32 protein-coding genes are annotated in these 25,482 nt (G+C 43.9%); 17 read left to right on the forward strand and 15 right to left on the reverse strand.

Going from position 1 to position 25,482, the window contains the following annotated elements; translation table 11 throughout:
- The first annotated feature begins 743 nt into the window (after positions 1-743).
- Positions 744-1,751 (forward strand): succinate dehydrogenase/fumarate reductase iron-sulfur subunit, encoded by a 1,008-nt coding sequence (locus QH73_RS24705; RefSeq protein WP_132867532.1) that lies wholly within the window; start codon positions 744-746, stop codon positions 1,749-1,751.
- 54 nt (positions 1,752-1,805) lie between these two features.
- Here the strand turns inward: QH73_RS24705 and QH73_RS24710 are convergent, their stop codons facing one another.
- The 4 genes from QH73_RS24710 to psbX form a co-directional block, all read right to left on the reverse strand.
- A complete protein-coding gene (locus tag QH73_RS24710) occupies positions 1,806-2,324 on the reverse strand; it encodes a TolB family protein (protein ID WP_309476531.1) in 519 nt (172 codons plus the stop codon).
- Between the two features lie 158 nt (positions 2,325-2,482).
- Positions 2,483-3,046: a TolB family protein gene (locus QH73_RS24715; RefSeq protein ID WP_052289712.1), complete on the reverse strand. Its 564-nt coding sequence runs from the start codon at positions 3,044-3,046 to the stop codon at positions 2,483-2,485.
- A gap of 25 nt (positions 3,047-3,071) precedes the next feature.
- Positions 3,072-3,974, reverse strand: coding sequence for a Ycf66 family protein (locus tag QH73_RS24720; protein ID WP_052289711.1), 903 nt, complete (start codon positions 3,972-3,974; stop codon positions 3,072-3,074).
- A 172-nt stretch (positions 3,975-4,146) separates the two neighbouring features.
- The gene (psbX, locus tag QH73_RS24725) at positions 4,147-4,266 is read right to left on the reverse strand and encodes a photosystem II reaction center X protein (RefSeq protein WP_015156886.1); all 120 of its coding nucleotides are present in this window, start codon (positions 4,264-4,266) and stop codon (positions 4,147-4,149) included.
- 183 nt (positions 4,267-4,449) lie between these two features.
- On the opposite strand from psbX, the gene pdxH reads away from it, so the two are divergent.
- A complete protein-coding gene (gene pdxH, locus QH73_RS24730) occupies positions 4,450-5,094 on the forward strand; it encodes a pyridoxamine 5'-phosphate oxidase (RefSeq protein WP_039714420.1) in 645 nt (214 codons plus the stop codon).
- 27 nt (positions 5,095-5,121) lie between these two features.
- On the opposite strand, the gene QH73_RS24735 is transcribed toward pdxH, so the two are convergent.
- Both QH73_RS24735 and QH73_RS24740 read right to left on the reverse strand, forming a co-directional pair.
- Positions 5,122-5,943 (reverse strand): DUF3153 domain-containing protein, encoded by an 822-nt coding sequence (locus tag QH73_RS24735; protein WP_039713110.1) that lies wholly within the window; start codon positions 5,941-5,943, stop codon positions 5,122-5,124.
- A gap of 194 nt (positions 5,944-6,137) precedes the next feature.
- Positions 6,138-6,674: a tetratricopeptide repeat protein gene (locus QH73_RS24740; protein WP_201278336.1), complete on the reverse strand. Its 537-nt coding sequence runs from the start codon at positions 6,672-6,674 to the stop codon at positions 6,138-6,140.
- A 216-nt stretch (positions 6,675-6,890) separates the two neighbouring features.
- Here QH73_RS24740 and QH73_RS24745 point away from each other — a divergent pair, with 216 nt between their 5' ends.
- Positions 6,891-7,376, forward strand: a complete 486-nt coding sequence (locus tag QH73_RS24745) for a hypothetical protein (RefSeq protein ID WP_132867526.1) — start codon at positions 6,891-6,893, stop codon at positions 7,374-7,376.
- A 65-nt stretch (positions 7,377-7,441) separates the two neighbouring features.
- Here QH73_RS24745 and argB read toward each other — a convergent pair whose 3' ends face one another.
- Positions 7,442-8,335 (reverse strand): acetylglutamate kinase, encoded by an 894-nt coding sequence (gene argB / locus QH73_RS24750; protein WP_039713109.1) that lies wholly within the window; start codon positions 8,333-8,335, stop codon positions 7,442-7,444.
- Positions 8,336-9,255: 920 nt separating this feature from the next.
- Here argB and QH73_RS24755 point away from each other — a divergent pair.
- From QH73_RS24755 to QH73_RS24790, 8 genes are all read left to right on the forward strand, one after another.
- Complete coding sequence (locus QH73_RS24755; RefSeq protein ID WP_039713108.1) at positions 9,256-9,699, forward strand: Hsp20/alpha crystallin family protein; 444 nt, start codon at positions 9,256-9,258, stop codon at positions 9,697-9,699.
- Positions 9,700-10,001: 302 nt separating this feature from the next.
- Positions 10,002-10,397 carry a nuclear transport factor 2 family protein gene (locus QH73_RS24760; RefSeq protein WP_039713107.1) on the forward strand — a complete coding sequence of 132 codons (396 nt, stop codon included), beginning with the start codon at positions 10,002-10,004 and terminating at the stop codon, positions 10,395-10,397.
- A 50-nt stretch (positions 10,398-10,447) separates the two neighbouring features.
- Positions 10,448-11,134 carry a PD-(D/E)XK nuclease family protein gene (locus QH73_RS24765; protein ID WP_039713106.1) on the forward strand — a complete coding sequence of 229 codons (687 nt, stop codon included), beginning with the start codon at positions 10,448-10,450 and terminating at the stop codon, positions 11,132-11,134.
- Between the two features lie 156 nt (positions 11,135-11,290).
- A complete protein-coding gene (locus tag QH73_RS24770) occupies positions 11,291-11,749 on the forward strand; it encodes a DoxX family protein (RefSeq protein WP_039713105.1) in 459 nt (152 codons plus the stop codon).
- A 132-nt stretch (positions 11,750-11,881) separates the two neighbouring features.
- On the forward strand, positions 11,882-12,703 hold the full coding sequence (locus QH73_RS24775) for a tetratricopeptide repeat protein (RefSeq protein ID WP_039713104.1): 822 nt from the start codon (positions 11,882-11,884) through the stop codon (positions 12,701-12,703).
- A 201-nt stretch (positions 12,704-12,904) separates the two neighbouring features.
- Positions 12,905-13,282, forward strand: coding sequence for a DUF952 domain-containing protein (locus tag QH73_RS24780; protein WP_039713103.1), 378 nt, complete (start codon positions 12,905-12,907; stop codon positions 13,280-13,282).
- A gap of 70 nt (positions 13,283-13,352) precedes the next feature.
- Complete coding sequence (locus QH73_RS24785; protein WP_039713102.1) at positions 13,353-14,318, forward strand: queuosine 5'-phosphate N-glycosylase/hydrolase; 966 nt, start codon at positions 13,353-13,355, stop codon at positions 14,316-14,318.
- Between the two features lie 485 nt (positions 14,319-14,803).
- Positions 14,804-15,067, forward strand: coding sequence for a hypothetical protein (locus QH73_RS24790; protein ID WP_015156872.1), 264 nt, complete (start codon positions 14,804-14,806; stop codon positions 15,065-15,067).
- 30 nt (positions 15,068-15,097) lie between these two features.
- Here the strand turns inward: QH73_RS24790 and QH73_RS24795 are convergent, their stop codons facing one another.
- Positions 15,098-15,256, reverse strand: coding sequence for a molybdenum-pterin-binding domain-containing protein (locus tag QH73_RS24795; RefSeq protein WP_132867527.1), 159 nt, complete (start codon positions 15,254-15,256; stop codon positions 15,098-15,100).
- A 273-nt stretch (positions 15,257-15,529) separates the two neighbouring features.
- On the opposite strand from QH73_RS24795, the gene QH73_RS24800 reads away from it, so the two are divergent.
- Together QH73_RS24800 and QH73_RS24805 are read left to right on the forward strand one after the other, a co-directional pair.
- Positions 15,530-15,733 (forward strand): AbgT family transporter, encoded by a 204-nt coding sequence (locus QH73_RS24800; RefSeq protein ID WP_039713101.1) that lies wholly within the window; start codon positions 15,530-15,532, stop codon positions 15,731-15,733.
- A gap of 243 nt (positions 15,734-15,976) precedes the next feature.
- The gene (locus QH73_RS24805; protein ID WP_039713100.1) at positions 15,977-16,321 is read left to right on the forward strand and encodes a hypothetical protein; all 345 of its coding nucleotides are present in this window, start codon (positions 15,977-15,979) and stop codon (positions 16,319-16,321) included.
- Between the two features lie 18 nt (positions 16,322-16,339).
- Here QH73_RS24805 and QH73_RS24810 read toward each other — a convergent pair whose 3' ends face one another.
- Genes QH73_RS24810 through QH73_RS24820 form a run of 3 tightly spaced genes read right to left on the reverse strand, consistent with a single transcriptional unit; the run spans position 16,340 to position 18,662 of the window.
- Positions 16,340-16,561, reverse strand: a complete 222-nt coding sequence (locus tag QH73_RS24810) for a pyridoxine 5'-phosphate synthase (RefSeq protein WP_309476529.1) — start codon at positions 16,559-16,561, stop codon at positions 16,340-16,342.
- Between the two features lie 58 nt (positions 16,562-16,619).
- Positions 16,620-17,156 carry a GNAT family N-acetyltransferase gene (locus QH73_RS24815; RefSeq protein ID WP_052289710.1) on the reverse strand — a complete coding sequence of 179 codons (537 nt, stop codon included), beginning with the start codon at positions 17,154-17,156 and terminating at the stop codon, positions 16,620-16,622.
- Between the two features lie 24 nt (positions 17,157-17,180).
- Complete coding sequence (locus tag QH73_RS24820; protein WP_039713098.1) at positions 17,181-18,662, reverse strand: aminotransferase-like domain-containing protein; 1,482 nt, start codon at positions 18,660-18,662, stop codon at positions 17,181-17,183.
- A 278-nt stretch (positions 18,663-18,940) separates the two neighbouring features.
- On the opposite strand from QH73_RS24820, the gene QH73_RS24825 reads away from it, so the two are divergent.
- Positions 18,941-19,192, forward strand: coding sequence for a hypothetical protein (locus QH73_RS24825; RefSeq protein ID WP_052289709.1), 252 nt, complete (start codon positions 18,941-18,943; stop codon positions 19,190-19,192).
- Positions 19,193-19,350: 158 nt separating this feature from the next.
- Positions 19,351-19,521, forward strand: a complete 171-nt coding sequence (locus QH73_RS24830) for a hypothetical protein (RefSeq protein ID WP_165587778.1) — start codon at positions 19,351-19,353, stop codon at positions 19,519-19,521.
- A 118-nt stretch (positions 19,522-19,639) separates the two neighbouring features.
- Here the strand turns inward: QH73_RS24830 and QH73_RS24835 are convergent, their stop codons facing one another.
- From QH73_RS24835 to QH73_RS24850, 4 genes are read right to left on the reverse strand one after another with little or no spacing between them, the layout of a single operon-like run.
- Positions 19,640-21,301, reverse strand: a complete 1,662-nt coding sequence (locus QH73_RS24835; RefSeq protein WP_132867528.1) for a CocE/NonD family hydrolase — start codon at positions 21,299-21,301, stop codon at positions 19,640-19,642.
- On the reverse strand, positions 21,295-21,750 hold the full coding sequence (locus QH73_RS24840; protein WP_039713097.1) for a cupin domain-containing protein: 456 nt from the start codon (positions 21,748-21,750) through the stop codon (positions 21,295-21,297). Before QH73_RS24840 ends, QH73_RS24835 begins: the two co-directional genes overlap by 7 nt.
- A 55-nt stretch (positions 21,751-21,805) precedes the next feature.
- The gene (locus QH73_RS24845) at positions 21,806-22,591 is read right to left on the reverse strand and encodes a cysteine hydrolase family protein (RefSeq protein ID WP_039713096.1); all 786 of its coding nucleotides are present in this window, start codon (positions 22,589-22,591) and stop codon (positions 21,806-21,808) included.
- A complete protein-coding gene (locus QH73_RS24850) occupies positions 22,588-22,833 on the reverse strand; it encodes a hypothetical protein (RefSeq protein WP_132867529.1) in 246 nt (81 codons plus the stop codon). Before QH73_RS24850 ends, QH73_RS24845 begins: the two co-directional genes overlap by 4 nt.
- Positions 22,834-22,940: 107 nt before the next feature.
- Between QH73_RS24850 and QH73_RS24855 the strand changes: the two genes are divergently transcribed.
- Both QH73_RS24855 and QH73_RS24860 read left to right on the forward strand, forming a co-directional pair.
- A complete protein-coding gene (locus tag QH73_RS24855; RefSeq protein WP_039713095.1) occupies positions 22,941-24,338 on the forward strand; it encodes an amidohydrolase in 1,398 nt (465 codons plus the stop codon).
- Between the two features lie 240 nt (positions 24,339-24,578).
- Positions 24,579-25,304: a rhomboid family intramembrane serine protease gene (locus QH73_RS24860; RefSeq protein WP_309476530.1), complete on the forward strand. Its 726-nt coding sequence runs from the start codon at positions 24,579-24,581 to the stop codon at positions 25,302-25,304.
- The last annotated feature ends 178 nt before the right edge of the window (positions 25,305-25,482 follow it).

The raw sequence follows: 25,482 nt of genomic DNA on the forward strand, positions 1-25,482 counted from the left end.
TTAAATTCAACTTTGCAAATTTAATCTTAATTTTTTAACCAACCTTACCAAATATACAATCTTCGATCGCTAGCATCGAAGTTTTTTAGTCAAGCAGACACTCCTCGGACTCTAACTGGGAAATGCAACAAACATCAATAATTTTTCCCATCTCTGTAGCGGACTGAACTAAAGGCTAGCTATAAGGGGACTATTTGGTTAGGCATAGCAGAATCTAACCCCCAAAAATGGTTGCAAGCACTCAGCTTTCACTGTAAAGAACCAAAGAAATTTTGATCGAGACAGGTAAAATCGGAGCAAAGAGGTCATCCCTTTTTACTGATTTATGGCGAGAAAAGAGTCCTGCCTAGCCCCCAAATCATCAAAGAGGTCAGAGAATCGGATCTATTGTCACAGCAGATAAAATTGGTATCAATCTAAAATCCCTGACCTTTATGAGTACGAAATTGCTCTAGCTTCATCTCTTTAGCACCAGCGACTCATGCGCCCACAAAGAGGGGAAATATATTTTTTTAAAAAAGGGGTTGACAAACCTGAAACTTGACCCTGGTGCTAGATAAATTCCACCAGATTTAGGTCGATCGTTCTACACTAGAAGCAGTTCCAGCGCGATCGACTACAGAGCAGTAATATAACTAACCAGACAGCAAAATCTCCTTTGAAAGGATGGATTGAATGTCAAGTAGCGTTAACAACGATTTATCAGCGCGATCGCTCCTATTTACAAAATTTAGTTGATGGCAATGCAAGTTCTGTTTAAAATCGTCCGACAATCAGAAAATTCCGCGCCTCGGGTTCAGTCTTATCAGCTAGAGGTAGAACCAGGAAATACAATCTTAGACTGCTTAAATCGGATTAAGTGGGAGCAAGATGGTAGCTTAGCATTTCGTAAAAATTGTCGCAATACTATTTGTGGTAGTTGTGGAATGCGAATTAACGGTCGCTCAGCTTTAGCCTGTAAAGAAAATATTGGTAGCGAAGTCAGCCGACTGCAATTAAGCACGGGTGAGAACACGAATCAGGATACTAAGACACCAGAAATCATTATCTCTCCTTTGGGGAATATGCCAGTCATCAAAGATCTGGTAGTAGATATGAAGAGTTTTTGGAATCATCTAGAAGCAGTCGATCCCTATGTCAGCACGGGGGCAAGAAAAATCCCAGAACGGGAGTTTTTGCAATCACCAGCAGAGCGATCGCAATTAGATCGAACGGGTAATTGTATTATGTGTGGTGCTTGTTATTCTGAATGCAATGCCCGCGAAGTCAACCCCGATTTTGTCGGTCCTCATGCTTTAGCCAAAGCATACCGCATGATAGCAGATACTCGCGATGCTGAAACCGCAACTCGGTTAGAAAAATATAACCAAGGAACCCAAGGCGTTTGGGGTTGCACTCGTTGTTATTATTGCAACACCGTTTGTCCGATGGATGTTGCACCGATGGATCGCATCAGTCAGATTAAACAAGAAATCTTACCATTAAAAGATGCTGCCGATAGCCGTTCCATCCGTCACCGTAAAGTTTTAGTCGAGTTAGTCAAAGAAGGCGGCTGGATCGACGAGCGGAAGTTTGGACTGCACGTTGTCTCGAATTACCTGCGAGATCTTAGGGGCTTACTCAGTTTAGGACCTTTAGGATTGCGAATGCTCGGACGCGGCAAATTCCCCCTCAAATTCGAGCCTTCTGAAGGCGTGGCAGAAGTGCGATCGCTGATTGAAGCTGTTAAGGGAGCAGAGAGCAGGGAGTAGGGAGTGGTAACGGGTAATTGCGCTGACAACTGACAACTGATAGCTAATAGCCGATCACTGCGGGTTCATCGGCACGTTAATCATGTTGCCAGCGCGATCGCAAACTAAAATATCCCATTGACCGTTAGCACTCGATTCAAAAGCAATCCTGTTGCCATCGTTGCTGATGGTAGGATGGCGCACTTCTGCTGCTAAATTTGCCGTTAAATTCCTGAGCTGGCGAGTTTCGCGATCGTAGAGAAAAATACCAACTTGACCTCGCCTGCTGCCAGTGAAAACAATATAGCGACCATCTGCTGATAAATCGGGATCGGAGGCGATCGCATCAACAGAGTTTAATCCTGGCAGATTTACGAGACTGCTCGTTTTCAAATTAAATAAATAAACATCTTGTCGCCCGAAGCGATCGGATGTAAACACTACAAATTCATCGGCAACGCGCCCAGACAATTCTGCTGCGGGACTATTGAGGCTGCGTCCGCCTGGGTCGAAGGGATAGCTTAAAAGATGAGGAGAGCCGCTACAGCCACTCAGGCAACTAACTAGGAGCAATATAAATAGAGAGAAACAGATAGACAAGGGGGACAAGAGAGACAAGGAAGACAAGGAGCAAGGGAGACAAGGGGACAAGGGAGACAAGGGGACAAGGGAGACAAATAATTCTGGTTCCACTAGCCACCAGTCACTAGTCACTGATAACTGACAACTGGTCACTGATAACTGTTCACTGTTCACTGTTCACTGACAACTGTCATCGTACCATCTGGAATATCCAACTCAATGCGATCGCCTCGATCCAGGATTTCGATATCCCATTGCCCGTTTTTACTACTTTCAAAGGCAATGTAACGTCCGTCAGGACTGATGCTGGGGTTGCGCACCCATGCCTGATACCATTGGCTGACAGTCTGTGTCTGTTGCGTAGCGCGATCGTACAGTGTCAATACAATTTTGCCGCGATCGCTCGTTAAATAAGTTAAATAGCGCCCCGTATAACTCAAGCTCGGATGTTCTGCGATCGCTGCGGCGGGAATGCGCGGTAGAGAAACTAGGCAGCGGTCTTGTAGATCGTATAACAGTAAACGGTGCTTGCCATCGCGATTCGAGACATACGCTAACCAACGCCCATCACCGCTCAAGGCTGGTTGTTCATCACTATAGGGGCTGTTCAGGGAGCCTGACAAACAAACTTGGCGATCGCCAGGACTACAGGCTGCGATCGCCAAACTCAAGATACTTATACCAAGCGCCAAACACAGCCACTTCAGCAACCTTCTCAGCGTAGATTTGTTCATCTATGCTGTCGCCATCCGCGCAAAACTATGGCTCGTCAAAATTAGCTGAATTATCGCGATCGTCGTCAAACCGCTCGATTGGCTTGTAATCGACATAATCGGACGCTGGAACTTGGACATCATCATCCTGACCGTAGACTGAATTTTGAGGCGGACGACGTTTTCTCGGTCTAGATGACACTTCTGTATCCGCTTGTTCCGCACGTCTAGAGCCATTGCTACCGGAGCGTGGCGGCTTGCTAGTACGAGTCACTTTTTCTTCCCAGTCATCTTCTCTGGTTGCCTGAGATGAGTCATTCCAATCTTCCTCCCCTGTTTCTGGTGGTAGGGGACGAGATTCTGGACGAGAACGACGCTTACTGGTGCTAGTACGAGTTCGGTCGGCAGGTGCAATTCTTTCAGTCCCGCTACGGCTCGACGAGCGGCGGGGTGGTTCTTCCTCATCACGGCGATAGCGTCGGGGAATTTCATCCTCGCGATCGTACTCGCGATCGTAATCGTCCGTGCGCGTGGAACGTCCATCTCTGCTCCCTCGAATCCGCCGTGGGATCGTGCGTTCTTCCTCTAAAGGATCGTATTCGTCTAACTCTGCTTCGTATTGATATGCAGAGCTAACGGGTCTTTCTTCGTCTACAATTCGAGTATTGCGTCGAGCTTGTTCTGTTGCTACGCTTCGCAGCCTCACGCTTTCTACAGCAAAAAATATTGTTCCTCCTGTCAGCAGCAGTTGACCGAATTGCATAATTGGGTCATACCGCCAGCCTTGAAAAATCAGGACGAAACCACAGACTAAACCGATCGCGGCAAAAAAAATGTCGTGATCTCGCGCCAATCCAGGGCGAAAGTTGCGGAGGAAATATAGCGCTGCCCCAGCTACAGCTAAGACAATGCCCGAAATACTCGCAAAGTTAAAGTTGAAGTTGACCATTTTCGTTCTCTCAAGTATGTCTAGCCTAGCGAGTCAACTAGAAGATCGTCAAAGGTTGCTGGTTAGATGAGGGATTGGGAGTTAGGAGTGAGGGGTAAGGGAATTCTCCATTAATTCCGAATTCCGAATTCTGAATTCCGAATTTTCCCTACTCCCTGCTCCCTGCTCCCTCTTATGAACGTTGAATCTTATCTTGTTGGCTAATAAAAATCAAACCAACTGTGACTGGGATCACCACAATTGCCAAACCTGCCAGCAAACTGAAAAAGAAGTTCATTAAAGAAGGTGTCATAGATTTTTAACCACAATGGTTTAGTACTTCAACTTTAATTGTAATTTGTCGTTACACGCTTGAGAAGGCAAATTAGTTATTGGTCATTGGTCATTGGTCATTGGTTATTGGTCATTGGTCATTGGTCATTGGTTATTTGCGATCTACCCATTACATCTATTACCCATTACAGTCGCTAAAACTATGAATCCTAATGTTGCCGATCTTCGCATAGATTATCAACTTGAAGGCTTGCAGGAAACGGATGTCGCTCCGAATCCTTTGCGTCAATTTCAAATTTGGTTCGATCGCGCTCTATCTGCTCAAATTCCCGAACCAAATGCTATGACCTTAGCCACTGCTACGACTGATGGTTTACCTTCGGCTCGAATTGTCTTGCTCAAGGGTTTTGACGAGCGCGGTTTCGTTTTTTATACCAATTATCAAAGTCATAAGGGGCAAGAACTGACAGCCAATCCCCATGCAGCGCTAGTTTTTTGGTGGGCAGAACTCGAACGCCAAGTGCGGATTGAAGGGCGGGTAGAACAGGTTTCAGCTCAAGAGTCAGATGAATATTATCGCAGCCGTCCGTTAAATAGCCGCTTGGGAGCATGGGCTTCCGAGCAGAGTCAAGTGGTGGAAAGTCGCGCAGCTTTAGAACAGCGCTTGCTAGAATTGCAGACCAAGTATGAAAATCGAGAAATTCCCCGTCCGCCGCACTGGGGAGGCTTTCGCGTCATTCCTAACGCAATTGAGTTTTGGCAAGGTAGACCGAGTAGATTGCACGATCGCCTCCGCTATCGCTTACTAGAAAATGGTAGTTGGGCGATCGAGCGGTTGTCTCCTTAGAGTGGAAAGACTGTACATGTAACGTCTCTACACTGCTCCTTGTTCCCTGCTCCCAGCTCGTCCCTGCTCCCTGCTCCCTCCTAAAGTTGGCGCAGTGCGATCGCGTAAATAAACCCCTAAAGCAATGAATAGAATGATGAAAATTGTGCCAATTCCAAGGGGACTGGGGAGCCAGAAAATAGTTTCTATATGATTAATTTGTCCTGGTTGCAGTCGCCATATCAACTGATTCCCCTGTTTCTTGGCGGGAATGGCGTTTTCTGCCTTCTCAATGCTGCGTCCTCCCCAAGGGGCATTGAGGCTGAATTCAAAATCTAAAATCGAAGTGGGGTTAATGGCGAGATTAGTGTTTGTGGAAATTAGGGAGAGCGATCGCAAGTCTAAGTCGAAACTCAACCGATTTCTCACTAACAATAAAAAATTATTTTGCTTCAAGCTCAATTGAGACTCAATGGGTGGCAAATCTGTTTCTGTTAAATTATTTGGATTTTCCTTGTCAATATAGTGGAAAAATGCATTAAATTTTTCTGTTAAGTCCGCTCCATTTTTAAACGGAATTGTGACTGTAACTTCTCGATTAGATCGCCGCTTGGCTTTTCCGTGCAATTGCTTGACGCGACGTTCGATGCTGTCAAGCCAAGTCTTTACCGAATCACCACTCAAACTCATCAGCCGTTCGTCTAGCTGGATGTGCTGCACGATTTCACCGTAGTTGGGACTGTCAAAATTCACTCCGACTTGATACTGGACGCAGCCAGAAAGTAATAAAGACGACAACAGCACGATTCCTAATAGGCGCAACTGTCCGATAATTTTCCTAGCTGATGCCATCAAGATCGATAGTTTCACAGATCCCCCTCCGAATACTCTGGCGCGTTAGCAAAACTGAACGAAGTTATCGCTCTTATTTCTCTTATTTATTGATATCATCTATTGCCGATCGCATGATGATGTAGCATTTTTACGTGATTTTTGAGACACCTAACTATAGAGCGTTTCAATTGCAATCGGATTTTCCAAATGACCAATGACAAATGACCAACCTAAAAGCCCCACCAAATCAAAGCACCAAGGGTTAGGGCGATCGCGAATAGGGCAACAATGATAAAACGATTGTCTTTCGTGTTGATTTTGCTCAGATCTTCAAATTCGCGCGTTGGTTCTGGCTGGGGCGATCGCTGGCGATTATCGCTCTTGATGCTCAGTTTTATTTGCGACTCATTATCTGATATTGCCCCCAGATCGGGAATTTGAGTCATCCATTCGGCGGGGCGTTGCAACTGCGGTGCTTGCAGAATATATAGTAGCCGCCGTCCTTGCTTATTAATTTCATAGTGGGGATGACGTTTGAGCTGTTCGCATAAAGCGATCGCCTCTTGTCTTTGTCCGGCAGCTTCGTAAGCATTGACTAGCCATAGCTGCACTTCACCGCCCTGGCGACTGTTACGGTTAGCTAAGGCGCTAGCCTTTTCTAAGTGTTGTACGGCTTGGCGGTACTGTCCCCGCTCAAAAGTTGCTAACCCTGCTTTGTACTCAGTCTTGACAATTTCTTGGGATTGGGAACTCACGTTTGATTGCATGAATCTCTCTTTCTCGATTGTGTCACTCATGGGTAGCTTAACGACATCTGACTTAAGTAACAATTTTACGCAGCATTAATCGCCATAATTATTTAAAATTTTAGATAGTGGGCTGAAATATCGGGAACATACAGGCAACAACGCAGCATCAGAGTTTTTAGACTGCCGATCGCGCTTGGACAATTAAGCCTTACCAAAAATCTTATGGTTTTGGATATGAAAAAAATAATCGAGGTTCCACACAAATATATTTCAAACAAATATACAAGCTGGGTCAACTGGGGTAGAGTCGCTTGCTCAACTGTTGCGCTTTTATCTTTAGGAATACCATTAGTCAATCCGACACCCGCATCTGCCCAATCTACGATTATTATCAATGGTGGTGGGAGCTATCCCAATGGCACCTATCATAGAAGGAACCAGCCACAGTCTGCTCCTTACATCTACGGTAGTCCTATTCCCTCACCCATTCCAGTTAATCCAGCAACGGGGATGACTCCTAGATCCTCCGATCGCTATTTCGATCGTTATCCCGATTCTGCTCCGAACGGAGACCAAAATATCACGATTATTAATGTCGATCGCTCGTATGACCGATATCCACACGATCGATATCCAAATGAAGTGGAGTATCCAAGAGTACGTACTATAGAAGTTATACCCGCTCCCCCAATCCCAAATGGACTCGATCCTTACAGATAAGCTGTTGGCGATCGCGCAGTGTCAAACAGTAAACTGAGACGATCGCTCGTGCGATCGCCTGCACATTAGTAAGTATATTCAGAAGCAACGATCATCGAACCGATACCTACGTCAGTGAACACTTCTAGTAGAAGGGCGTGGGGGATGCGACCGTCGATAATGTGAGCTGCACGTACTCCCTGGGCAAGCGATCGCACGCAGCATTTAACTTTGGGAATCATCCCGCCACCGACAACACCAGCAGCGATTAAATCTCGCGCCTCTTGAATATCCAATCTAGGTAGTAACGTTGAAGGATCTTTGTAGTCCTTGAGAATTCCGGCTGTATCTGTCAGTAAAATCAATTTTTCTGCTCCCAGGGCTGCGGCGAGTTCTCCTGCTACAGTATCGGCATTGATGTTGTATGCCTGTCCGTTTTCGTCTGCCGCTACGCTGGATACGACCGGGATATAACCTTCTTTGAGTAGGGAATTCAACAGCCGCACGTCCATACTCGTAACTTCTCCTACAAAACCAATCCCCTCACGACCTTCAGGACGGGCTGTAATTAAGTTAGCATCTTTACCGCATAGCCCAATTGCCGAACCACCAGCACGGTTAATCAGAGAAACTAGTTCCTTGTTCACCCTGCCGACCAAAACCATTTCTACCACATCCATTGTCGGCGCATCCGTTACCCGCAGTCCGTGCTTGAATTGCGGTTCGATGCCGAGTTTATCTAACCAACTATTAATTTCCGGACCCCCGCCGTGAACTACGACAAGGCGCACTCCCACGGAAGTTAAAAACACGATATCGCGGATCACTTTATCTTTCAGGGAGCTTTCTTTCATCGCTGCGCCGCCATACTTGACGACGACGATTCGTCCGGCAAATTTTTGGATGTAGGGTAGTGCTTCGCTGAGAATTCTTACCCGCGTAGCTTCAGTTTCTCTAATGTACTCGCTCTCGTTGCTCATGAATTGCTTCCAGAACGCAAATAAATACTCGATAAGAGTGCAGTTTAAAAGAGTTTGCGTTTTGCCACAATCTCAGAAATAACAGTTTTGTCATTCGTCATTTGTTGTTGGTTGACGGTTGACGGTTGACGGTTGACGGTTGACAGTGACTAGTGGCTAGTGACTAGAATTACTCCCTTGTCTCCCCCCTCTCCCTTGTCTCCCTTGTCTCCCTGATGATTTTAGACATTCATCCCGGATGCGGTTTTATCTCGTCCTACCCGTACTGGGAACTGAGATGAAAGTTGGCGACCATCGTTTCACCCTCACTTGTTGATAAATGATAACTGATAACTGAAATTAGTAAAGATTAGTTGCAGGAAATGTGTTTTTCCAGTCGTTAGTAGTATCTTACAAATAGAAGCTTTCTATAGCTTCTGTGGCAGATAAACAGCCAAAAGTCCGATAGATCAACTGAGTTAAGAGGTAAAAGAAGCTGTTTTACTATCTGTCCGACCGACCGACAGCAACACCCAACTCGAACGCTGATATTTCCTCCTAGTTGAAAACAGAGGGCAATGTAACCGACGATCTAACCTTCCTCCGAACAGGAATTGCGATCGGTGCAACCCCAGATAGGATTACAAACATGAGGAAATCGCTAAGCAAGTAGATGCTTGGGTGTTGTTGTTTTGAAATCCAAAAATAATTGAGAGACCGAAACTGGGATAGTCGAAACGTTGAACTAGGTTAGGTTTCCCGTACTCCCAATATTGCAGATATCCGTACAGAATTTTAACCGACTTTCCACTGATATTTTCAGTTCGGTAATCATCATTTCAGCATTCATAAAAACCGAATTTCTTAGAACTTTCTACACCAGTAAGATAAGAAGCAAGAACACGGAAAACAAACTAAAAGCAATCAATTAAGGTGTAGATATGGTATTAGTTCGCTGGAATCCTTGGCAAGAAATGAATACTCTGCAACGTCAAATCGATCGCTTATTTGAAGATTCATTTGCATCTAATTCTGTAGCGAATGGTAACATAGCCAAAATGCCAGCCGCAGAAATTTCTGAAACTGAAGATGCCGTCTACCTCAAACTAGAAGTACCTGGAATGGAAGCTAAAGACTTAGACGTGCAAGTTACAGAAGCATCTGTTTACGTTAGTGGCGATCGCAAGTCTGAAACTAAGCAGGAAGACAACGGCAAGACTCGCAGCGAATTTTACTACGGTAAGTTTCAGCGTGTCATTCCTTTGCCAGCACGGATTCAAAACACCAATGTTACCGCAGAATATAAAAATGGCATTTTGAATCTGACTCTCCCCAAGACTACGGCAGAAAAAAATAAAGTTGTCAAAGTCAATTTAGAGGGATAAGCAACAAGGGAGTAAGAGATTTCTTCTTGCTCCACATTTGCACTTTTTTCTGTCTATAAAATCACAGAATTAACTTGCCTAGCTTCACGCAGTAGCTAGGTTTTTTTGCGCTCGAGAGTTACGCAATTGAAGCATCGAGATCTCGATCCCCCCTAATCATCCCCAAAAAGGGAAGAATTTGTCGTTTTGACTTTTGACTTTTGACTTTTGACTTTTGACTTCCTGATGTCTCTACAGATAGAGGTCGCTGCCTTGACAAAAGTTAATAATTTTCAGAACGGAAGTTATAGGAGTTCAGCAAAATGACGAGTGAAATCGCCGATCGCTTCATGCAGACGCTACAGCAAATCGAAGCTAGTGGCGATGTAGAACCACTAGTTGAGATGTTTGCCGAGGATGCAGAATCGATTAACCTAGCAATGGTAGAACCACTCAGGGGAAAGGACGGCGCGCGTCGATTTTGGCAAAAGTATCTCTCAGTATTCGATCGCATTCACTCTGATTTTACCCATGTCACCGCAGATAGCAAAACTGCCGTCATGGAGTGGCGATCGCAAGGGACTTTATCCAATGGCGAAGACGTACACTATCGAGGTGTCAGCATTATTGAAATTGACAATGGATTAGTACAAGCCTTCCGCACCTACTACGATTCAGCTGTATTTCTGCCTACAGGTGCAAAGCAAGCACAGAGATAATTGAGAGGTGATTAAAATGAAACAGCATCGATTTGCAAATCATCTAACTCATGCCATCCGAGATTCAGCTGTTACCTAGCATTCATGCCAAATCCGTGCGGGAGAATGGTAAGCAATATTACTTAAGTACAAATGGCGATCGCCTTCCTAGTGTTTCTACCATCCTCAACGCCACAAAACCTCAAGCAGATCGAGATAGACTATTTAATTGGAAACAGCGTGTTGGTGTAGAAACCGCAAATCAAATCTCCTCCACCGCCAGCCGTCGCGGTACGCAGACGCACAAATACATTCAGCGGTACTTGCAAGGTGAAGATATATCTTGTTCTGAAGCCAGCCGTCCTTACTGGGAAAGTATCGCACCAGTCTTGCAAGAAATTGATGTCGTCAGGTTAATTGAAGGCGCAGTTTTTCACTCAGAGTTGAAATATGCTGGAATTGTAGACTGCGTTGCCAGTTATCGAGGTGTACCTTGTGTCTGTGAATGGAAAACAGCAGATCGACCCAAAAGAACCCTCGAACGGCTATTTGATTATCCTTTGCAGTTAGCAGCATATTTAGGTGCAGTCAATCACTATTATCGCGACTATGGAATTCAGTTAAATCGCGCCTTAATTGTTATCGCAATTCCCCAAACGCCAGCGGAAGTATTTTGGTTTGAACCAGAAGCGATCGCCTCTTATTGGCAACAATGGCAACAGCGCGTCACTTTATATTGGCAGCTAATGAGAAAATAATTGTCATTAGTCATTAGTCATTTGTGACTAACGAACATTTGGTTTGCTAATTATGTCTTTAGATAGAAGTATTTACAGTGACATCATAACTAAAACTAACGAGGGAGAACTGCTTGTCACAATTTTGACATCTAACTGTTGACTTTTGACTTTTCTATGAACTCAAGTACCAGTCAGCCCAATCGACGCAAAGAGATTTTCCGAGGCATTCTGGCTGTATCAATTATTATTGTAGGAACGACTCATTTTCTCAAACCATTAGAATACGCTAAGATTGTTCCGCCTCAACTACCTAATCCCGTCGAACTAGTTTATATCAGCGGTTTTTTTGAAATTTTGGGTGGGATTGGTTTGTTAATTCCCTTTATTAGCGTTGCTGCGGCTTGGGGGCTGATTATTTTATTTATTGCTGTCTTTCCCGCCAACATTTATTTGGCAACTCACAGCGATATTGTCATTGAAGGCATTCCTCATAGTCCGATTATGTATTGGGTGAGGTTGCCATTACAAGCAGTTTTAATTGCTTGGGCATGGTGGTATACTCGTAAACCAGAAGCGCAACCAGGGGCAAAAAGTTTTGTCTCTGGTACAGAAAAGTTAGTCAGTCGCGATTAAATTGGTAATGGATAGTTGTTGGTTAACGGTTAACGGTTAACGGTTGACGGCAACTACTCTCTGACAACTTTGTACAGACGTTACATATAAAGTCTGTACACTGATAACTGATAACTGACAACTGACAACTGTATGGGACGATCGATTGAAGTAAATCAAAATAATTTTGCCACTGAGGTTATCGAGCGATCGCAACAACAACTCGTTTTAGTCGATTTTTTTGCTCAATGGTGCGGTCCTTGTCAGGTTCTCAAACCAATTCTCGAAAAACTTGTAGAAGAATATAACTTTACCCTGGCTAAAGTCGATATCGACAAAAACCCGGAACTAGCGCAGGCGTATCGCGTGGAAGGAGTTCCCGATGTCAAAATCTTTAGTCAAGGACAAATGCAGCCAGGATTTGTCGGCGTGCTACCAGAAGCACAAATTCGGGAATTACTAACTCAATCCGGCTTAAAATCTACTTTAGATACCGAAATAGAAGCAATCCATCTCGATCGCACTGCTGGTAATATTGAAGCAGCCAAGCGACGCTTCCGCGAACTAATCGAACTCTATCCCCAAAATCCCAAATTAGCGATCGCTGCCGCAGAGTTTTTAATTGGAATTGGTAGTTTAGAATCGGCAGAAAAATTGCTGGCAGCAGTACCTTCTGGTAGTCGAGACTACGATGCGAAAGTACGAACGCTGCGAGAGTTGATGCAGTGGCAGCATCAAGCAGCACAGCTCGTACCAGAAACAGATTTAGACCGACAATATTTGCAAGCAGCTCAATTGACTCTTAAGGGAGATTACGAATCAGCGCTATCTGTTTTACTGGCGATGGTAGAGCGCGATCGCAAGTATCAGAATGATGCTGCTCGCAAAGCGATGATAACGATTTTTGGCTTACTAGAAGACGACCATCCCTTAACTAAGAGCTATCGCAAGCAATTAACTTTTGCCCTTTACTAAAAATCAGTTATCAGTCATCAGTTATCAGTTATCAGTTACTTCTTTTCACACACCATACACACCACCCTACTCAGTCTAAACAAATCTCACCTTCTATGGAAAATCGGTGTAAAACATTACTAAAAAATAAAAAATGCCAAATATGACTTAGCGCAACACTATGATAAATAGCAGGGATTAATATGAACGATAGTAAATTTAATGTCAGCTCAGGTAGATGCGACCGCTACACAACTGATTTTGCACATCACGCAGCGATCGCAGTGGGAACAAGCACGGAGAGACGGAATCTATCGAGGTGACACGCTCGATACGGAAGGGTTTATTCACTGCTCTACACTTGCACAAATCGTTCAAGTAGCCAATAAGTTTTTCTTCCAGCATCAAGAATTAATCGTTCTTTGTATCGATCCTCAGCGCGTGCTTGTTGAGATTAAATATGAAGAATCGGAACCCGGAGAGCAATATCCTCATATTTACGGTTTGCTCAACATAGATGCTGTAATTAAAGTAATCGAGTTTGCACGAGGCGCAAATGGCAAATTTGAATTTCCGCCACAACTTGTGGAATTGACTTGAGGAATGCCGTCTGTGCATCTTGTAATTAATTGGTGTAAGATGCCGATGCTATGAAGTTAGGGGAGTGGAGATGAGTTTAGGTATACTAGATCGAGTCCGTGCAGCCGCGCAAGAAGTCGCTGCTAGGGCAAATTACGTCCGCATTGACGAGTCAAGTATTCCTGCCTATGTTGCTTCTTTGCCCATAGAACAGGCTAGTTCGCCCAAACTCGATCCCCGCTATCATTATCTTGGCGATCCGCGAGAAATTGTCGCTTATCTTCTCACGCTCAATGCAATCAACTTTGGTTCTGGCTATTTTCCCCACCTGCAAAAACGTCCTCGTCTCTCGGGTTACTTTACCATTGCCACCTCTTTGAAAGAGCGGTTTGAATCTCGTGGTGCTTTTAGAGCGCGAGAACTTTGTCGCTTAACGCCGGAAGATTGTGCGAATATTTTCGAGCAAAATCTTACTAAACCACCAATTCGAGAGTTGATGGGGTTATTTGCCTCAGCTTGGAATGAATTAGGACGACATCTGCTCGATCGCTATGAAGGAGATTTTGTAGGATTAGTCAATGCTGCTGACTCATCAGCCGAGCGTTTAGTAGAATTGTTGGTAAAAATGCCCCATTTTCAAGACATACAAACATATAATAATCTAGAAGTTCCATTTTACAAACGCGCTCAACTAACTGCTGCCGATTTATCAACTGCGCTAGGAAATCAAAGTTTTGGTTTTTTCAACGACTTACCACGATTGACAATTTTTGCTGACAATCTCATTCCTCACGTTTTGCGTATCGATAATGTTTTACAATACAAGCAAAGTTTGGCTGCCAAAATCGATGCCGAAGAATTAATTGGTGCGGGAACTGAAGAAGAAGTTGAAATCCGTGCCTGTACTATTCACGCCGCGGAGTTGATAGTCGCAGAGTTACGTCGCTTAGGGCATAAAGTTTCTGCCTTAAAATTAGACTATTTCCTTTGGAACCGCGGACAGCAACCCGAATACAAATCACGTCCGCGCCACCGAACCCGCACGATATTTTATTAACTATTGATAGCAATCTTCATCGCGATCGGTAGCGGGCAAGCTGCGATCTGCAAGTAGCTAGCGATCGCCCGTAAGACTGGCTATTTTTCTGCTGTCCCTTGCCTCTCACCTCTTACCAAAAATGAACAACCAAGCGCCAGATTTAATCTAAAATTCATAAACATAGTACATTAATCGCTGTTATTTAAAGAACTTGTAAACAATGTTCGTTCCTGCTCGAAATCGGGAACACTTATAGCGTATCTTAATGTATCTTGTTCTTAGTAGTGGTTTAACCTATAGTTCAAATTTATCTAAAAGAATAAAACTATGTCGCTAGACAGCTAGCAGAATAATTCTTCTAAACATGGCTAGTGATGTGAGGAACTGATTATGGGGTGTGTCTCTAACTAGATCGATCGAGAATTGCCGTCTCTGGAATTCGCCTGTAGGTTAATAGTTATAAGTTCTTGAGTATAAACTCGGAATTGGAGCGCAGCAGCAACATGACACCAATTCAAATAGCCGCGTTAGAGCAGTTTTTGGCTAACAATGGTTTTCTATATGACGATTATGATGAAGAAACTGGTGCGGTTATCTATAGTGTCAGCAGAGGTGACTGGACGATGCAAATAGCTTATGGTGACGAATGTTACTACTGTTTGTATAACGATGTCACTGAGGATGCTGATTGTGCAGAAATTACTCAGCTAGCGGAATTAATGGTGAAGTATGACAGGCTAGCCAAAACTCATTGGCACGCCGCTTAGGGCGTGAAATAGGCGCGTCGCCATAAATTACTAGGTTTGACTGTCCTCAGAATATGTAGGTAGCTTGCGGATCATCTCCCGCAGCAAGTCAGTTTTTGTTCTTTGAGTTTGATGACAATATGTTTCGAGCGCTTGCATTTCTAGCTCTGAAACTTTGAAGGTGATCCACTGCTTTGAATCCTTAGCCACTTGTCCACAGTTGAAGTAACATTAAAACCCACAACGAGCTTCTGTATAGACTAGCACGATATCCTGTGCGTTGAACAAATAGCGGTATCGCCAGGAACCCATTCTGTGCAGCGATTGTGAAAAACTAGATGGTAATTGGTGCTAGAGAAGGTATGGCTATTTAGTCTGACAATTTGAGATTGGTAATTCGATGGGCAATTGAGATTCCCTCAACAATCCAAAATCTAGCTTGGGTAGAGAACAATCTAGACAGACAAAAAAAACGCAGGCTGGATGGAAAAAGCTCTAGCTTGGCTAGAGAAAGTAGGAAACAAACTACCCGATCCGCTGACGTTGTTCGTGCTATTTTCTCTGACAGTGATTATTAGCGCGATCGCATCTGCTTTGCAAGTTTCCGTCGTTCACCCAGGAACCAAGGAAGGAAAAGCTTTGATAACGATTAGAACTCGGTCTAAAGCTGTATGTAAATCTCTGTAGCTAGATAAATTAACTTGTGCAGCAGCGAACGAATAATAGAAATCTACGTAGAATGCGTTACGCAAGGCGCGTAACACACCCTACCCACACTGGGATTTTTTCAAGATCGAACCGGATTCCTATAGATAGATCGACTTGTACCTCAGCGAACAAACAATAGTGCTAGGTTTATGGTTTACTATTTTTAGTAAAGAGTATTAACAAGTTGACCGTACAAAATCTGGTGAAGTCATGGAGTGCGCTATGCCAGAAGATATAGGCTTAACAAAGATTAAAGCGATTGGAGAAGTCATTCAGAAAAATTTAGCGATCGTACAGCAAGTGTTGGGAATTGAGGAAATAAATGATAGTAATTTGAGTGAATTAGAAATTGAATCAGAAGTATTTGCGGAGGAAACTGTCAGTAACTTCCCCATTAGAAGACTAACGCCATCAGAACTGGCAGAAGAAAAAAGCTATATTTTAGCTATGAAAGAGGCAAATCGAGCTAGATTTTTGGAAAATCAAGCTATGTTTGCAGAAAGCGTGACCAAGTTCAATAACTCGAAAGATAGATTTGTTCAACGACAAAAAGTCAGACATCGGTAAAACCGATGTCTGACTTTTTCAAATTTTTGATTCTGACAGTACTTTCAGATATTCTTTTACTGCTGTTGATAGTCCCATATCTAATGCATCTGCTATCAGAGCATGACCGATTGAGACTTCAAGTATGTTGGGAATTGAGCAGAATTTTGCCAAGTTTTGTAAATTTAAGTCGTGTCCGGCATTGACACCTAAACCGATCGCTTGAGCTTGTTTAGCGGCAGCAGCGTATTTATGTGTCACGCAAAGACGCAAAGACGTGAAGAAGAACACTAAGACAAGTAATTCTGCCGGAAATGTATTATTTCAATCGCAACCAATAAAACATTGTATCGCCTGCCATTGTAGGGAAGGTTATAGGTAGGACATTTCTACTAATTGCGATGAAATCATTTTTCTCATAAAAGCGATGAGCGGCTCGAAAAACACCAACTGTTCCTAAATAGATGTCGCAAATATCTTTTGTTTGCGCCCAATTTAGCAGCGAGTTTAATAAAGTTTGACCTAATCCTATTTCCTTACCCCGATACTTAGAATCGACAAACATTTTTCTCAAGGCTAGCTGACTATTACCTATATCGATAGCGGCGATCGTACCGATAACTTTTTCTCGATCTAAGGCAATCCAAAAATTACCATTACCTTGTTGGTAATAACTTGGAATGTCTAGTAAGTCGCGCTGGTCTTTGAGAGTAATTGGTAGACCGAACTCTTGTTGTTGAATGTTCAAGATGAGCTTGACAATTGCTGCTTGATACTGAGACTGGTAGGTGACAATTTGAATCTTCTGAATATCTGATAATTCGCCTGAGAAATTAGGTGAAGTAGATTCTAACATTGAGCTAATAATCTCATTTCAATGCTAAACGTAATTTTGCAAGATTTCTCCTAGAATGGCGATCCCTTGCTCGATTTGTTCTGGTAGAAGGGTAAAATTCAGCCGTAAAGCAGGATAGCTTTGCTGTCCGCCTGGGAAAAAAGGCGTTCCTTCAGCAACGAACACGCCTCTGGCTAACGCTTTTTGACAAATTTCTGCTAGCGGTAAATGGGCAGGCATTTGCACCCACAAAAAGGTTCCGCCTTTGGGGATCGTCCAATAAGTCGCAGGAGGATAGTGACGCTGCATGGCGTTTAGCATGGCGTTGCGACTTTGCAAATGGACGGCTTGTAAGTGTGCTAAATGGTGGCGATAATGTCCAGATGCTAAATACTCGCTAACAATAGCCTGTGAAACTGTAGATACGTGAATGTCGTAGTGCAATTTACGCTCTACCAAAGGCTGATAATCTTCTCCAGTTACAACGAGATAACCGACCCGAATACCTGGCATGATAGTTTTAGAAAATGTGCCAGCATAGATGACGCGATCGGTTGTATCTAATGCTTTAATTGGCACTGGCACGGGTTCAAAATTCAGTCCTTCATAGGCATTATCTTCTAGTACGACACAATCATATTTTTCGGCTAATGCCAACAATTGACGGCGATGATCTAAGGAAGTGGTAAGACCTGTAGGGTTGTGTAATGTACTGACGGTAAATATTAGCTTGGGACGATAAGTGTAAAGATTTTTTTCCAACAACTCCAAATTTATGCCTTCAGGTGTCATGGGTATACCAATCACTCTTGCACCCATGTTGTACAGCAGGGATAGCATACCGTACCAAGTTGGACTTTCGACCAACACCCAATCACCAGGTTTGACATAGTGATGTACGGCTAACAATATTCCTTGTTTGGAGCCGTTAGTAATGATTAAATTATCTGCCGTGACATTTAAACCGTGCTGCTGTACCAATAGCCGCGCAATTTGTTGCCGCAGTACGAGCTGCCCTTGGGGTAAGTCGTAGTTAAATAAGCTACCCGATATTTGTTTCACGGCACGTCGAGCAACGCGCGGTAAATCGTCCAATCCAGAAGCTAAAGAAAAACCGCTACTGAGATCGATCGTCCCTGGTTGCTGACGGGCTTGCACCGATTTCATGTAGAGATTGAAAGACGAACCGCCCTGAAATTCTTCAATCAGTGGTGGTAGGGGGGGTTGTTCTAAAACAATCGTGTCTTGGGGTGGCGCAAATTGGTGCTTCGACTCGGCACGATCGATTTTTGCCGGACAGACGAAGTACCCAGATCCTTGACGGGCTTCTACCAGTCCTTCTGCTGCTAAGACGTTGTAAGCTTCAATGACGGTAAGTTTATTCACCCGCGTACTAGCAGACAGGGTGCGAATGGAAGGAAGCTTATCTCCCGATCGCAATGCACCAGTTTCAATCAAATGACGGATGCGATCGCAGATCTGGAGATAAACAGCCGTAGATGAGTGTCTTTCTATAGGAATTCTCACGATGCAATCCTTTTTAAAGATGAGAATTCAGCCTGTTTGAATATGATAAATGATTCATCTGAATCTGTGATGGTACACTTTGACTTTATTTACCTAGAACAGTTTTAGATCGATTCAACTGTTCTATTAAAAATATCTGAATCCGTACCTTATCGAATTTATGAGCTGAGTATAAAACTAGATATAAGCAAGTTAAAAGTTAAAAGGCAAAAGGCAAAAACATAGATTTCTGCCGATAATTCTTGCTGCAAGTAAATACTATTACAAAGATTTTAACAATGAGAATCTCAACTTTGCCTGCACAGAAGATAAAAATATCTCAATCGCTTTCTGAAAAGCTACAAAAGATTTTTCAAGGTGTAATTTACGCTTTAACTCGCGGTCATGAATTGCAAGTTTGGCGCAAAAAAGACCGTAATGGTAACGCTTACTGGCAAGCATTCGATCCAAAAACCCGTAGATCTACTAGTCTCAGTTCCGAAGCAGAAATGCGAATTTGGATCGAGCAACGCTACTACAACTCTGATTAAATCACTGGAAGGTTTGGTTCGGCAATTGCTTTCTGATGGCATGAGAAATCGGGGAAAAATCGCTCGTATCGAAGTACCGACGGGTTTACCTAGATTATCTATTTGCCTACAGGTATTTCGGGTGAAACCCGCCCCTACAGCCATAAATTTGGATAAACATGGAACTCCTCATTACTTACTCAATTGTCCACGTTTGTTTGGTAGCTGTATCTTGGCTAACAACCCACGCAGAAAACCGTCCTATTTCCCCACCTACTCGCTACCTTGGGGGTAAAATTATTTCTGCTGAAATTGCGATCGCACCACGAAAAAATAGATTTTGGTTTTAACAACCTTGCATCACAACCAAAATACCTTTTGCGCCCTTACTTTGCGTCTTTGCGTCTAACGCTACGCTAACGGCTTCGCCTTCGCTATCGCTAACGCCTACGGCTGATGCGTGACATTTCAACCAGAATCCACAACTGGCAACAACAACCTTGAAGCGCGATCGCCACCACACTCAACTCTCAAAGTCACAACTTCAGCATCCATCAACCGCGTGCTACCCAAAGGCGAACCCGTACCAGGATTCATTGGATAAGCCGGAAAACAAGCCGCACTCAAACTCAACCGCAAAGCATTCCCCTTTCTAATACACACACACGTCGCTTGCAGAGACATTTTTAAAGGTCGATCTTGCCCTGACGCAACATGAATGTAACCCTGAGTCAGGTTATATACACTCCCATTCGGATGTACCTCAGAAACCACCGCACACAGATCGTGGCTGGGCGTATCCACACTGCACCAAATCTCAGCCATCACCTCCCCCGCCAAATGCAAATCTGTAGTTAAGGGCGCAGTAGTATACGTCAAAACATCAGTCCGACAGTCAATTTGCGATCGCTCAAACGATCCTGCGGGTACGACTGCGTGACCCCCTAACGCTGGCACGGGTCGCCAAGGGTCGTGAACGAAAACATCTGAAGCATAGGATTCGGGACAAGATTCGCTTAGCATTCCTGAGTCTTCTCGAATACTTGCCAATCCGGTGCTTGACAAAAAATACGATCTCTGGTTTGATTTACTTATCATGGGAAAAGCTTGCCACATATTAGCTCCCATCTCAAACCAACGAATCGGTAACTCTGCTTCTAAGCCCGTATCCAAACCCTTTAAAAACCGATCGAACCAACGGATTTGCATCTCATCTACAGGACTGACAGCTTCCAGTCCGTAATCAACTGCACCGACTTTGCGCGACCAAGGTAAATGCGCCCAAGGTCCCACGAGCAATTGCTGGCGATATTGACTCCGTTCTGACATATCTTTGTACAAACGCAGCGTCCCGCGCAGGTATGTATCGAACCAGCCGCCGATATGAAACATCGGTAGATCGACATGTTGCAAATAGCGCTGAGGCGAAATTTCCTGCCAGTAGTCATCATCTTGGGAGTGTTCCAACCACTCATGATAGAAAGCATTAGGCGCGAATTTACGCAAGCACTCATTTAAACTGGGGACGCGATCGTAGACAGATATATCTTGAGCCGCAGCATAAAGAGTGTAGTGTGCCGCAACATCGCCCTGTATTCTGGCAGATTCGGCAGCGAGTTGAATTGCCCAGCCCAAATTCGTTTGCAAGCAAAACGCCCCACCCTCGTATACCCAGTCGCTGTAAAGGTTATAGGCAACCATCGCAGGACAAATTGTTTTTAAAGCAGGAGGCTTGGCAGCAGCAGCATACAACTGCGTCATTCCCTGATAGGAAAAGCCATACATCCCAACTTTGCCATTACTACCAGGTAAATTCGCCGCCCAATTTACCGTATCTTCGCCATCTTCAATTTCATGGACGAATAACTTAAATTCTCCCTCTGATGTGCCTCGCCCTCGCACGTCTTGAATGACGACAATATATCCACGGGCAGCATACCAAGTTGGATGGGCGTAGACTACAGTAGAAGCGATCGCCCTACCATAGGGTTGACGCATTAATAATACAGGAAATTCACCTTCAGCATCAGGATAATAGACATCTGCATCCAACCGCACGCGAGAACTTCGTTTAGCTTCGCTAACGCGCGTCAGCATAGAAACAGTTTTTTTCGGGCGCACTGCTAACATAAAACTGGTGCAGGTAAGCGACGCAACACGGAAATATCCTCCTCATCCAGTTCTACAGGCGTACCGCTGCGGATAAGTTCGGCAAAGTCTTCGTTTGGAACCATGATACACAGGGCATACAACCGAGTCGAACCAGTATTTTCTATGATGTGAGTTCCGGTAGCAGGGACTAAAATGCTATCTCCGGCTTGGATAGAAACCGTTTTCCCATCACACATTGCTCGTCCTTCGCCTTTGAGGATAAAAAACATTTCTACTGCCCGTCGGTGTCGATTGGGAGGAGTCTTGCCATCCACATCAAAAATTTCTACACACATCGTCAGTGACTTGTTAGCAGTTGCCGTGTCAAAGACAAGCGCCAATCTGTTGGTATCTTGAGGGCTAATCCGAAAGGCTTGGTAATCTTGGGGAGACTTAACAACGGGAATTACACAACGATTTGTATTCATACGTGGTAATTGGTAGTTGGTAATAGGCAAGAGGCGAGAGGTAACCGATAACTGGTCACTGGTCACTGGTCACTGTATCTTTAATTGCTTCCACGATAGCTTGAGAATCGCTGACAAAACCGAAGCATTGCTTAACGTTGTATAAAGTTGCTAGCCAGCAATACTCTGGAGATGTGGTAGCGGTACAGTCTTCAACTAACACGCAGTCGTAGCCTAAAAAATTAGCATCTTGTAATGTTGCCATGACGCATTGATCGACATTTACGCCTGCAAAGAATAGTGTCGTTCTGCCTAAGTTACGCAAAATACTATCTAAGGGAGTGTCCCAAAAACCACTCATGCGGTACTTATCGACGCGGATGTCTTGGGGACGTGGTTCTAACTCATCTACCACCGCCGCCGCCCAACTTCCAGCCATTAGTACCTTAGCACCATTAGTAGGAAGAGGATCGCCCAACCCGACTCCCGTACCTGTGGGGTTGTAAACGTGGCGCGAACCAGCGCTAATATTAGCTAAATCGGGACGATTCCCCCAGTTAATCCAGAGGACGGGGACATTAAATTGCCGCAAAACGGGTAGTAAAGATTTTAGCGGTGAAATCGGGCTGCGGGCGGGAGTAACATCCACGCCAATATGCGCCAGCCAGCCATCGGGATGACAAAAATCATTTTGCATATCTATGACTAGGATGGCAGACTTTGCTAAGTCGAGGCGTAAAGTTTTGGTTTGAGTTGGTAGGGTAATAATTTTTGATTCCAAAGGCGGGCGAGTGATATCTGCGATCGCTTCATTGACTGCCCAAGCGTTGGGTGGTATTCCTAGAGTTGTTAGTTGGTTCATAGAATTCGAGAGTGGTAAGTTGGTTGTAGGGGCGGGTTTTCTACATAATCTCTGTATGAAAAGCTCATCATCTCGGTAAACCCGCCCGTACTGGAGGAAATTGTACGGGCGGGTTTTCTGCATAATCCTTGTAGTTGGCACATCATCCCGGTAAACCCGCCCGTACCGGGGGAAATTGTAAGGGCGCATAGATGTTTGCCCAGATGCGGTTCGATCGATGCATCGCACGCCCCTATATGCAAGATTATTATTTGGTGACTTGATGCCTTGGATAGAAATCTTTTTTACAGAATTGGTGTCACACTAAATAACAAGATTTTATATTTGTTGATATTGTAAGGATAAGTTTGTGAGTTATACGATTCAACAAGCCTTAATTCCAGTTGAAGACGGTTATACAACAGTAGACGTGCAGATAGAAAACGATCGCATTGCTGCTATTGCTCCCCAATTACCTATAATCGGCACGGCGATCGATGGTAAAAATAAGTTACTCCTACCAGGTTTTTTTAACGCTCACACGCATTCTTCTGAAATGTGGCAACGGGGGATGATTCCTCCCGTACCTTTAGAGTTGTGGCTTGCAGAACTGTACGATTTTGCCCCCCTCGATCCCGAACAGGTTTATCTCAGTGCTTTGGGTACGGCAGTGGAAACCCTACTTTCAGGCGGAACGAGTGTTGTCGATCACTTGGTTTTGATTCCAGGAAAGGAAATTGAAACTGTAGCAGCGGCGGTGAGGGCGTATCGCGAAATTGGGATTCGGGCTTTCGTTGCGCCCCTAATTCAAGATGAAGCTTTGACTGCGGGAATACCAACTGGTGGGAAGGAAGTAGAAAAAGAAGCTTTCTTTCGTTCTACAAATGAGATATTGGCAATGATGGAGGACGTTGTGACTCAATTCCACCGCCCAGAGGCAGGAATTAATCTACTCGTCGCCCCTACAGGAATTCAACTATGTTCTGATGCTTTATTTACAGGGTGTATTGAATTGAGCGATCGATACAATCTCTGTCGTCACTCTCACCTACTCGAAACCAAAGCCCAGCAAAAATTAGCACGAGAAAAGTATGGATGTAGTGCCGTAGAACACTTAAAACAAATTGGCTATTTGAGCGATCGCACTTCTTTAGCCCATTGTGTATGGTTGAATGACGACGACATTGCTATCCTTGCCGAAACGAAATCAACTGTAGTTCACAATCCCTTAAGTAATCTACGTTTAGGTAGCGGTATCGCTCCTATTCTAAAATACCGTCAAGCAGGAATAAATGTGAGTTTTGGTTGCGATGGTTCTGCAAGTAATGATTCGCAAGATTTGCTAGAAGCAATCAAAATTGGTTCAATTCTACACACCGTTACCGATCCAGATTATCACCACTGGATTACACCCCGTCAAGCAGTAGAAATGGCATCTTTCGGCGGCGCGAAAGGACTCAATGTTTCCGATATACTAGGAACTTTAACAGTAGGTAAAAAAGCCGATCTAGTTCTTTACAACTTGACAAATTTATCTATTCTACCCCGTACCGATCCGATTGGTTTACTAATATTAGGTCGCCCAACTCAGGTTGTCGATAGTGCTTGGGTAAATGGCAAGCAAATTGTGAGTAGTGGGAAGTTAATAACTATTGATGTTGACGAACTACGACAAAAACTTTTTCATCGCAGCCAATGGAATAGCCAGCGCCAATCTCAAACTGTAACAGAAATTGAAGTTCGCTATCGCACAGTGATGGGAATATAGGTCAAAAACGAGAAAGAAACAATCTCAAATAAATCATATTCTTCGATCGAGCTGCGCGATCGCTCTCATTCTCTTCAGCTCGAGCCAATTTACCTAAGTTTTCTGCCATTTCTCTATGTTGCTGTGAGCGCAGCGCGTGTTTCTCTGCTTCGGCAATGTGTGCTGACGATAACTTTTCCCTATTCTAGTATTTACGTCTATTCTGCCTTCTGTCTGCTCAATTGATATCTGACAAAAAAAATGAGTTTTTCCCCAAATAGTATGATTCCGATTAGCGATCGCATTCCTAGCGGTAAGCAACCAGTTGTTGTCTATTTAATAATGGGTATAAATATTCTTTTATTTATCTGGGAATGGCAACTCGATGTTAAAGGAGAACTAAGTCATATCATCAATAGTTGGGGAGTGACTCCAACCACAATAGTTCATGTCACGACAGCAGCTTTTACTACCTTGAATCCTGCTGCTTGGATAGCTTGGTTATTACTTCAGTTTTCTCTAGTTCAAGGACTATTTTTGCATAGTAGTTTTAGCCATTTAATTGGCAATTTACTATTTTTATTAGTTTTTGGCAAAACTTTAGAAAACTTATTAGGACATCTCAAGTTTTTATATTTTTATTTACTATGTGGCGTTTTGACATTTGGATTGCAGATTTTAGTTGAGCCTACACTCAACTTACCTTTAATTGGCTCGAATGGTGCGATCGTGGGAGTTTTAGGAGCTTATCTCTACAAGTTTCCTAGAACTAAAATCGACACAATCTTACCGTTATTAGCTGTATTTATTCCGATAGAGATACCAATAGCCTTTTATTTGTATTGGTGGTTTATTCAACAGTTATTCTATAGTATTGGCAACTTAAGCATTCATAGCCGTGTAAATCTTTTCAGTCTTGGCTATTGGATGCATGGGATTGGATTAGTTATTGGTATAGTCTTGATGCGATCTCTAAAACATAAGTAGTGATAAACAATAACATATTTTTTCTAATAAAATAACCGAGAAATAGCAAAAGCCCCGCGATTGAGAGCGAGGCTTTTGAGGAAAAATCGACCTGGCGCGGAGCTATTGTGCCGTGGGGCAACCCCCAGAGTATCGTCGCCGCAGTCGCGTTTCACACCTGAGTTCGGGATGGATTCAG

Origin of the sequence: Scytonema millei VB511283 (assembly GCF_000817735.3) — a bacterium.
GTDB classification, from domain to species: Bacteria; Cyanobacteriota; Cyanobacteriia; order Cyanobacteriales; family Chroococcidiopsidaceae; genus Chroococcidiopsis; species Chroococcidiopsis millei_B.

Bases quoted from the DNA above. Each gene is read 5' to 3' on its own strand.
- QH73_RS24770 (WP_039713105.1), top strand. From the start codon at position 11,291: ATGAACTCAAGTACCAGTCAGCCCAATCGACGCAAAGAGATTTTCCGA.
- QH73_RS24845 (WP_039713096.1), bottom strand. From the start codon at position 22,591: ATGAACCAACTAACAACTCTAGGAATACCACCCAACGCTTGGGCAGTC.
- QH73_RS24765 (WP_039713106.1), top strand. From the start codon at position 10,448: ATGCCATCCGAGATTCAGCTGTTACCTAGCATTCATGCCAAATCCGTG.
- QH73_RS24740 (WP_201278336.1), bottom strand. From the start codon at position 6,674: ATGCAATCAAACGTGAGTTCCCAATCCCAAGAAATTGTCAAGACTGAG.
- pdxH (WP_039714420.1), top strand. From the start codon at position 4,450: ATGAATCCTAATGTTGCCGATCTTCGCATAGATTATCAACTTGAAGGC.
- QH73_RS24705 (WP_132867532.1), top strand. From the start codon at position 744: ATGCAAGTTCTGTTTAAAATCGTCCGACAATCAGAAAATTCCGCGCCT.
- QH73_RS24840 (WP_039713097.1), bottom strand. From the start codon at position 21,750: ATGAATACAAATCGTTGTGTAATTCCCGTTGTTAAGTCTCCCCAAGAT.
- psbX (WP_015156886.1), bottom strand. From the start codon at position 4,266: ATGACACCTTCTTTAATGAACTTCTTTTTCAGTTTGCTGGCAGGTTTG.
- QH73_RS24860 (WP_309476530.1), top strand. From the start codon at position 24,579: ATGAGTTTTTCCCCAAATAGTATGATTCCGATTAGCGATCGCATTCCT.
- QH73_RS24790 (WP_015156872.1), top strand. From the start codon at position 14,804: ATGACACCAATTCAAATAGCCGCGTTAGAGCAGTTTTTGGCTAACAAT.
- argB (WP_039713109.1), bottom strand. From the start codon at position 8,335: ATGAGCAACGAGAGCGAGTACATTAGAGAAACTGAAGCTACGCGGGTA.
- QH73_RS24720 (WP_052289711.1), bottom strand. From the start codon at position 3,974: ATGGTCAACTTCAACTTTAACTTTGCGAGTATTTCGGGCATTGTCTTA.
- QH73_RS24760 (WP_039713107.1), top strand. From the start codon at position 10,002: ATGACGAGTGAAATCGCCGATCGCTTCATGCAGACGCTACAGCAAATC.
- QH73_RS24835 (WP_132867528.1), bottom strand. From the start codon at position 21,301: ATGTTAGCAGTGCGCCCGAAAAAAACTGTTTCTATGCTGACGCGCGTT.
- QH73_RS24805 (WP_039713100.1), top strand. From the start codon at position 15,977: ATGCCAGAAGATATAGGCTTAACAAAGATTAAAGCGATTGGAGAAGTC.
- QH73_RS24800 (WP_039713101.1), top strand. From the start codon at position 15,530: ATGGAAAAAGCTCTAGCTTGGCTAGAGAAAGTAGGAAACAAACTACCC.
- QH73_RS24745 (WP_132867526.1), top strand. From the start codon at position 6,891: ATGAAAAAAATAATCGAGGTTCCACACAAATATATTTCAAACAAATAT.
- QH73_RS24815 (WP_052289710.1), bottom strand. From the start codon at position 17,156: ATGTTAGAATCTACTTCACCTAATTTCTCAGGCGAATTATCAGATATT.
- QH73_RS24755 (WP_039713108.1), top strand. From the start codon at position 9,256: ATGGTATTAGTTCGCTGGAATCCTTGGCAAGAAATGAATACTCTGCAA.
- QH73_RS24775 (WP_039713104.1), top strand. From the start codon at position 11,882: ATGGGACGATCGATTGAAGTAAATCAAAATAATTTTGCCACTGAGGTT.
- QH73_RS24825 (WP_052289709.1), top strand. From the start codon at position 18,941: ATGAGAATCTCAACTTTGCCTGCACAGAAGATAAAAATATCTCAATCG.
- QH73_RS24780 (WP_039713103.1), top strand. From the start codon at position 12,905: ATGTCAGCTCAGGTAGATGCGACCGCTACACAACTGATTTTGCACATC.
- QH73_RS24830 (WP_165587778.1), top strand. From the start codon at position 19,351: ATGGAACTCCTCATTACTTACTCAATTGTCCACGTTTGTTTGGTAGCT.
- QH73_RS24785 (WP_039713102.1), top strand. From the start codon at position 13,353: ATGAGTTTAGGTATACTAGATCGAGTCCGTGCAGCCGCGCAAGAAGTC.
- QH73_RS24715 (WP_052289712.1), bottom strand. From the start codon at position 3,046: ATGAACAAATCTACGCTGAGAAGGTTGCTGAAGTGGCTGTGTTTGGCG.